Raw genomic sequence first — 2,260 nt, 5'->3', positions numbered from 1 at the left:
CCCCGCCCCCCACCCACAGCCGCACCGCCGCGCCGCACACCGCATACCCCGTGATCGGCCCGAAAGACCGGCTGTCGAACGACGCCGGGTTGGTCACACTGAGCAGGAACAGTTCGCCAGCTTCAAGGCGACGGCACTGCTGCCAGGATGGCAGCGGCCGGCCCCAGCGGTCGGCGGGCAGCGCGGCGGCCGAAGGCACGCCGTCGATGCGGACGATGCGGCCAGTGATGCACACCTCCTGCGGCGCGATGGCGCCCACGCGCTTGAGCAGCGGGACGCGCGCCGGCAGGTAGCCGCGCTGCGCGGCCAGCGCGGCAGCGTCTGGCGGCAGCGTGGTCAGGACGATGCTGCCCACGGACAAGGGGCGTGGCAGCGAGCCGGGCTTACGGCCCAGCGGATCGACGCGATACCAGCCGACCGCCACGCTGTCGGACGGGTTGTAGATCAGGCGCGGCAGCGGATGCACGAAGGACGCCCAGGCCAGCGCAGCGAGGCCCCAGGCGGACAGGCTCGCCAGCACGAGGCGAGCGCGCAAACGTGCGCGGGGCGCGCGAGGACGCGGCTCGGTGCCGGCAGGGGAAACGGCGGTCATGGCAGCGCCCTCCCGGTCAGCCAGGCGGCGTGTCGCTCGGCGGTGTATTCGGGCAACGGCAGGCGCGCGGCGAGCCGGTTGGCGAGCGTGCGCCAGTACGCGGGCGACGCTCCGATAGGCGCGATGCCCAGCGCCTCGATGGGGTCGATGCGCTCCAGCACGGCGCGCACCTGGTTCTCCCCTTCGGCGTGCAGCAGCAGGCGCGCGCCAGGCTGCACGCCGGGGATGCGCTGCGCCGCATCGAACGGCGTGCAAGCCTGCATCACCATGAGCTGCCAGCGGATCGTGCCGTAGTCGTTGGCCTGCCAGCGGATGCGGCACAACATGGCGCCCGGCAGGAACACCGCGCAGCGACGCCAGCGGTCGAGTTGGTGCGTGCGCGCAGGTTCACCGAAGCGCAGGTAGAGCTTGAAGCGCGGTTCGATGTAGGCCAGTGCCACGCGCGTCAGCGGCGCGCTGGCAAGCTGGCCGGAAGGTGCTGCGAGCGCAGCCGTGGCCGCGCCAGCGGCAGGCGAAGCGGATGCGGTCATGGGGTGTTCTCCCTGCGGTGTTCTGGAAACTCGCGCTCCAGCAAGCCGCGCAGCAGGTCGGAGACGGTCACGCCTTGCGTGAAGGCCGACACTTTGATGCGCGCCCGCATCGCGGGCGTGATGTCGAGCGTGAGGCGGGCCGTGTAGAGGTCGCCCTTGCCCAGCGCATCGGCGTCGCCCTGGCGAATCCACGCCTCGGCGTGCGGATTCGCGGGCGGACGCGCGCCGATGCCGACGCGCTTGACCGAGCGTTTGCCGTTCGGTGGCGGCTTTGCGGTCATGGCGTCCACCGCAACAGTTCGTCCACCAGCGCGGTGATTTCGCGCGCGGCGGCGCTGTCCGGCGCCGTCTCGCGTGCAAGCCGTCCAGCGGCCACGCTGTCGGCGAACACGATGCGTTGATGCACTTCCGCGCGCAGCGCAGGAAGCGGCTGGTCGGCGAGTGCCTGGCGCGCTTCGCGTCCGATCACGGTGGTACTGACGCGCCGATTGATGACGAAGGCCGCGCGCAGCGCAGGCCGAAACACCTGCGCTTCGCGGATCAGCGCCACCATCTCCGCGCTGGCCCACAGGTCGTAGGGGCTGGGCTGCACCGGAATCAGCACGCGCTCGGCCGCCAGCAGCGCGGAGCGCGCCAAGGCGGCGATCCTGGGCGGCCCGTCGATGACGACGTGATCGGCCCGCCTGGCGAGTTCTGGCGCCTCCTGATGCAGCGTTTCGCGTGCGAGGCCCACGGCGCTGAACAGCCTTGGCAAGCCTTGCTGGCTTCTGCGCTGCGTCCAGTCCAGCGATGAGCCTTGCGGGTCGGCATCCAGCAGCACGACGTGCTGGCCGCGCATCGCCAACTCTCCAGCGATGTGCGTGGCGAGCGTGGTCTTGCCCACGCCGCCTTTCTGGTTGAGCAGAGCAACGATCATGGCGCGGCCCTCCGTGTTGGAAAGCCGGGCTGTTGCCGCTGCGCTTCGTGCCGCGTGGCGGTTGTCCACCGTGGCGCGGCGCTTCTACTACCAGTTAGAGGTTTTAAGTTAGGGAAGTTAGAGGGGCCGCAAACCCGCGAAGTTATTGGCTTTTCTTCCGATTCTTTCTCCTGATAGTAAGATAGCCGTACTGACGTTATTACGTTATGTCGTATTCTTGTT

General features: G+C 69.6%; 4 protein-coding genes. All 4 read right to left on the bottom strand.

What is annotated here, in order from left to right; genetic code table 11:
- The coding region (locus tag FHR87_RS18785; RefSeq protein ID WP_183168288.1) for a S26 family signal peptidase at window positions 1-592 on the bottom strand (592 nt) is incomplete at its 3' end.
- Complete coding sequence (locus FHR87_RS18780) at window positions 589-1,122, bottom strand: DUF2840 domain-containing protein (RefSeq protein ID WP_183168287.1); 534 nt, start codon at window positions 1,120-1,122, stop codon at window positions 589-591. The genes FHR87_RS18780 and FHR87_RS18785, both read right to left, overlap by 4 nt.
- A complete protein-coding gene (locus FHR87_RS18775; protein WP_057380615.1) occupies window positions 1,119-1,403 on the bottom strand; it encodes a hypothetical protein in 285 nt (94 codons plus the stop codon). Before FHR87_RS18775 ends, FHR87_RS18780 begins: the two co-directional genes overlap by 4 nt.
- The gene (gene parA / locus FHR87_RS18770) at window positions 1,400-2,038 is read right to left on the bottom strand and encodes a ParA family partition ATPase (RefSeq protein ID WP_013517157.1); all 639 of its coding nucleotides are present in this window, start codon (window positions 2,036-2,038) and stop codon (window positions 1,400-1,402) included. The genes FHR87_RS18775 and parA overlap by 4 nt, the downstream gene beginning before the upstream one ends.
- Between the last annotated feature and the right edge of the window lie 222 nt (window positions 2,039-2,260).

The organism is Azomonas macrocytogenes (genome assembly GCF_014191985.1).
In the GTDB taxonomy this organism is placed as follows: domain Bacteria; phylum Pseudomonadota; class Gammaproteobacteria; order Pseudomonadales; family Pseudomonadaceae; genus Azomonas; species Azomonas macrocytogenes.
The sequence above is the reverse complement of the archived record's forward strand: the minus strand, read 5'-3'. Positions and strand labels throughout refer to the sequence as shown.